The organism is Ralstonia sp. Ralssp135, from assembly GCF_047304345.1.
In the GTDB taxonomy this organism is placed as follows: Bacteria; Pseudomonadota; Gammaproteobacteria; order Burkholderiales; family Burkholderiaceae; genus Ralstonia; species Ralstonia chuxiongensis.
The window spans coordinates 1-5,516 of sequence record NZ_JBGLYZ010000078.1 but is presented as its reverse complement, the minus strand read 5'-3'; the positions used below and the strand labels follow the sequence as shown (position 1 = coordinate 5,516).

Sequence of the window (5,516 nt, the reverse complement as noted above, 5' to 3'; positions counted from 1 at the left end):
GTTGGCAGCGAGTTGATGATAAAAATTCTTCGACGAGTTGTTGACAGCGACGAAAAAGCTCTGCATAATCTCGTTTCTCTGCTGCAGACAACGCAGCGACGCGGTGAACAAAGTTGATCGCGAAGTTCTTTAACAAACAAACAGCCGATAAGTGTGGGCGCTTAATACTGGATGCGGCGGATTTCGATCCGCTAGCTAACAAGTAATGAAGTGCTCGCACAGAAGTAAGGTTTGAACGAAAGTTCAAGTCAGATTCTGAGAGTGAGCGACCGCTCGTAAAGAGCGAAAAACAGCAGATTGAACTGAAGAGTTTGATCCTGGCTCAGATTGAACGCTGGCGGCATGCCTTACACATGCAAGTCGAACGGCAGCATGATCTAGCTTGCTAGATTGATGGCGAGTGGCGAACGGGTGAGTAATACATCGGAACGTGCCCTGTAGTGGGGGATAACTAGTCGAAAGATTAGCTAATACCGCATACGACCTGAGGGTGAAAGTGGGGGACCGCAAGGCCTCATGCTATAGGAGCGGCCGATGTCTGATTAGCTAGTTGGTGGGGTAAAGGCCCACCAAGGCGACGATCAGTAGCTGGTCTGAGAGGACGATCAGCCACACTGGGACTGAGACACGGCCCAGACTCCTACGGGAGGCAGCAGTGGGGAATTTTGGACAATGGGCGAAAGCCTGATCCAGCAATGCCGCGTGTGTGAAGAAGGCCTTCGGGTTGTAAAGCACTTTTGTCCGGAAAGAAATGGCTCTGGTTAATACCTGGGGTCGATGACGGTACCGGAAGAATAAGGACCGGCTAACTACGTGCCAGCAGCCGCGGTAATACGTAGGGTCCAAGCGTTAATCGGAATTACTGGGCGTAAAGCGTGCGCAGGCGGTTGTGCAAGACCGATGTGAAATCCCCGAGCTTAACTTGGGAATTGCATTGGTGACTGCACGGCTAGAGTGTGTCAGAGGGGGGTAGAATTCCACGTGTAGCAGTGAAATGCGTAGAGATGTGGAGGAATACCGATGGCGAAGGCAGCCCCCTGGGATAACACTGACGCTCATGCACGAAAGCGTGGGGAGCAAACAGGATTAGATACCCTGGTAGTCCACGCCCTAAACGATGTCAACTAGTTGTTGGGGATTCATTTCCTTAGTAACGTAGCTAACGCGTGAAGTTGACCGCCTGGGGAGTACGGTCGCAAGATTAAAACTCAAAGGAATTGACGGGGACCCGCACAAGCGGTGGATGATGTGGATTAATTCGATGCAACGCGAAAAACCTTACCTACCCTTGACATGCCACTAACGAAGCAGAGATGCATTAGGTGCTCGAAAGAGAAAGTGGACACAGGTGCTGCATGGCTGTCGTCAGCTCGTGTCGTGAGATGTTGGGTTAAGTCCCGCAACGAGCGCAACCCTTGTCTCTAGTTGCTACGAAAGGGCACTCTAGAGAGACTGCCGGTGACAAACCGGAGGAAGGTGGGGATGACGTCAAGTCCTCATGGCCCTTATGGGTAGGGCTTCACACGTCATACAATGGTGCATACAGAGGGTTGCCAAGCCGCGAGGTGGAGCTAATCCCAGAAAATGCATCGTAGTCCGGATCGTAGTCTGCAACTCGACTACGTGAAGCTGGAATCGCTAGTAATCGCGGATCAGCATGCCGCGGTGAATACGTTCCCGGGTCTTGTACACACCGCCCGTCACACCATGGGAGTGGGCTTTACCAGAAGTAGTTAGCCTAACCGCAAGGAGGGCGATTACCACGGTAGGGTTCATGACTGGGGTGAAGTCGTAACAAGGTAGCCGTATCGGAAGGTGCGGCTGGATCACCTCCTTTAAGAGCGTGCATCCGACGTTAGGCGTCCACACTTATCGGTTTGTTTGATGTTACAGCCAAGGGTCTGTAGCTCAGGTGGTTAGAGCACCGTCTTGATAAGGCGGGGGTCGTAGGTTCAAGTCCTACCAGACCCACCAAGTTACGGACGGTGGAAGTTGTTCTCTACCGTGACTGGGGGATTAGCTCAGCTGGGAGAGCACCTGCTTTGCAAGCAGGGGGTCGTCGGTTCGATCCCGTCATCCTCCACCAATACCTTCTGGTTGCCAAACGCAAGCATCGACAGAGATGTCGATGAGTGCGGTGTTTGCGTTTGGCTTAGCCAAGACGAGTGATAACTCGGCTGTTCTTTAACAATATGGAATGTAGTAAAGGTGTCGCGGTGCGTTGATGAGACGCACATTCAAACGCGACACTGGGTTGTGATTGTATCAACCAGTATTACCAGAGCAATCGAAAGATTGTCTTGGAATACGGCACAACGCGAGAACTCAGCCTATAGCGAGACATACTCGTTATAGGGTCAAGCGAATAAGTGCATGTGGTGGATGCCTTGGCGATTACAGGCGATGAAGGACGTAGTAGCCTGCGAAAAGCTGCGGGGAGCTGGCAAACAAGCTTTGATCCGCAGATGTCCGAATGGGGAAACCCGGCCCGAATGGGTCATCTGTTACTGAATACATAGGTAACAGAAGCGAACGCAGTGAACTGAAACATCTAAGTAGCTGCAGGAACAGAAATCAACCGAGATTCCCAAAGTAGTGGCGAGCGAAATGGGATCAGCCTTGTACTCTTTAGCAGTATTGTTAGCAAAGCGGAATGGAAAGTCCGGCCATAGTGGGTGATAGCCCCGTATGCGAAAACAGTATTGTGGAACTAGGTGTACGACAAGTAGGGCGGGACACGTGAAATCCTGTCTGAAGATGGGGGGACCATCCTCCAAGGCTAAATACTCGTAATCGACCGATAGTGAACCAGTACCGTGAGGGAAAGGCGAAAAGAACCCCGGGAGGGGAGTGAAATAGATCCTGAAACCGCATGCATACAAACAGTCGGAGCCTGGAAACGGGTGACGGCGTACCTTTTGTATAATGGGTCAGCGACTTACATTCAGTGGCAAGCTTAACCGATTAGGGAAGGCGTAGCGAAAGCGAGTCCGAATAGGGCGTTCAGTCGCTGGGTGTAGACCCGAAACCAAGTGATCTATCCATGGCCAGGTTGAAGGTGCGGTAACACGTACTGGAGGACCGAACCCACTAACGTTGAAAAGTTAGGGGATGAGCTGTGGATAGGGGTGAAAGGCTAAACAAACTTGGAAATAGCTGGTTCTCTCCGAAAACTATTTAGGTAGTGCCTCGTGTCTCACCTTCGGGGGTAGAGCACTGTCATGGTTGGGGGGTCTATTGCTGATTACCCCGCCATAGCAAACTCCGAATACCGAAGAGTGCAATCACGGGAGACAGACATCGGGTGCTAACGTCCGGTGTCAAGAGGGAAACAACCCAGACCGCCAGCTAAGGTCCCTAAATATTGCTAAGTGGGAAACGAAGTGGGAAGGCTAAAACAGTCAGGAGGTTGGCTTAGAAGCAGCCACCCTTTAAAGAAAGCGTAATAGCTCACTGATCGAGTCGTCCTGCGCGGAAGATGTAACGGGGCTAAGCAATATACCGAAGCTGCGGATGCACGTAAGTGCATGGTAGGAGAGCGTTCTGTAAGCCTGTGAAGGTGTCTTGTAAAGGATGCTGGAGGTATCAGAAGTGCGAATGCTGACATGAGTAGCGATAAAGGGGGTGAAAGGCCCCCTCGCCGTAAGCCCAAGGTTTCCTACGCAACGTTCATCGGCGTAGGGTGAGTCGGCCCCTAAGGCGAGGCAGAGATGCGTAGCTGATGGGAAGCAGGTTAATATTCCTGCACCGTCGTATGATGCGATGGGGGGACGGATCGCGGAAGGTTGTCCGGGTGTTGGATGTCCCGGTCCCTACATTGGAGATGGCACTTAGGCAAATCCGGGTGCGTGATTCAAGGGTGTGGGGCGAGCGACTTTAGGTCGCGAAGCAATTGGAAGTGGTTCCAAGAAAAGCCTCTAAGCTTCAGTCATACGAGACCGTACCGCAAACCGACACAGGTGGGCGAGATGAGTATTCTAAGGCGCTTGAGAGAACTCGGGAGAAGGAACTCGGCAAATTGGTACCGTAACTTCGGGATAAGGTACGCCCTTGTAGTTTGACTGGCTCGCGCCAGAAGGACGAAGGGGTTGCAATAAAATGGTGGCTGCGACTGTTTAATAAAAACACAGCACTCTGCAAACACGAAAGTGGACGTATAGGGTGTGACGCCTGCCCGGTGCCGGAAGATTAAATGATGGGGTGCAAGCTCTTGATTGAAGTCCCGGTAAACGGCGGCCGTAACTATAACGGTCCTAAGGTAGCGAAATTCCTTGTCGGGTAAGTTCCGACCTGCACGAATGGCGTAACGATGGCCACACTGTCTCCTCCCGAGACTCAGCGAAGTTGAAGTGTTTGTGATGATGCAATCTCCCCGCGGCTAGACGGAAAGACCCCATGAACCTTTACTGTAGCTTTGCATTGGACTTTGAACCGATCTGTGTAGGATAGGTGGGAGGCTTTGAAACCGGGACGCTAGTTTCGGTGGAGCCGACCTTGAAATACCACCCTGGTTTGTTTGAGGTTCTAACCTTGGCCCGTGAATCCGGGTCGGGGACAGTGCATGGTAGGCAGTTTGACTGGGGCGGTCTCCTCCCAAAGTGTAACGGAGGAGTTCGAAGGTACGCTTGGTACGGTCGGACATCGTACCTAAAGTGCAATGGCAAAAGCGTGCTTAACTGCGAGACCGACAAGTCGAGCAGGTGCGAAAGCAGGACATAGTGATCCGGTGGTTCTGTATGGAAGGGCCATCGCTCAACGGATAAAAGGTACTCTGGGGATAACAGGCTGATACCGCCCAAGAGTTCATATCGACGGCGGTGTTTGGCACCTCGATGTCGGCTCATCTCATCCTGGGGCTGTAGCCGGTCCCAAGGGTATGGCTGTTCGCCATTTAAAGAGGTACGTGAGCTGGGTTTAAAACGTCGTGAGACAGTTTGGTCCCTATCTGCCGTGGGCGTTGGAATCTTGACGGGGGCTGCTCCTAGTACGAGAGGACCGGAGTGGACGTACCGCTGGTGTACCTGTTGTCTCGCCAGAGGCATCGCAGGGTAGCTATGTACGGAAGAGATAACCGCTGAAAGCATCTAAGCGGGAAACTTGCCTGAAGATGAGGATTCCCTGGAGACTTGATCTCCCTGAAGGGTCGTTCGAGACCAGGACGTTGATAGGCTGGGTGTGGAAGCGCAGTAATGCGTTCAGCTAACCAGTACTAATTGCCCGTGCGGCTTGATCCTATAACCGGTATGTTTCCGGCTGGGTCCGCCTTGTGCCTGATACTCACAAATCACAACCCCAAATCTACATTCCCATATTGGTCGCGTTGACCTCGTCAACGTGGCAACAAGTCATAGCCTGGTGACCATAGCGAGTCGGTACCACCCCTTCCCATCCCGAACAGGACCGTGAAACGACTCCGCGCCGATGATAGTGCGGATTCCCGTGTGAAAGTAGGTCATCGCCAGGCTCTCCCATCAACACCCCAGCTCCATCAAAGAGCTGGGGTGTTTGTCTTTGCG

The 5,516-nt window shown here is 52.4% G+C and carries 2 tRNA genes and 3 rRNA genes; all 5 read left to right on the top strand.

Annotation, left to right across the window (positions count from 1 at the left end):
• Window positions 1–299: 299 nt before the first annotated feature.
• The 5 genes from ACCD03_RS25320 to rrf all read left to right on the top strand — a co-directional run bounded on the left by ACCD03_RS25320 (window position 300) and on the right by rrf (window position 5,464).
• Window positions 300–1,837: ribosomal RNA gene (locus tag ACCD03_RS25320) — 16S ribosomal RNA — on the top strand.
• Between the two features lie 60 nt (window positions 1,838–1,897).
• Window positions 1,898–1,974 (top strand) — tRNA-Ile (locus ACCD03_RS25315).
• 36 nt (window positions 1,975–2,010) lie between these two features.
• A tRNA-Ala gene (locus ACCD03_RS25310) sits at window positions 2,011–2,086 on the top strand.
• A 269-nt stretch (window positions 2,087–2,355) separates the two neighbouring features.
• A 23S ribosomal RNA gene (locus ACCD03_RS25305) occupies window positions 2,356–5,234 on the top strand.
• Between the two features lie 117 nt (window positions 5,235–5,351).
• Window positions 5,352–5,464, top strand: a 5S ribosomal RNA gene (gene rrf, locus ACCD03_RS25300).
• Together the 16S, 23S and 5S rRNA genes with 2 tRNA genes alongside form the textbook arrangement of a ribosomal RNA operon.
• Window positions 5,465–5,516 lie beyond the last annotated feature (52 nt).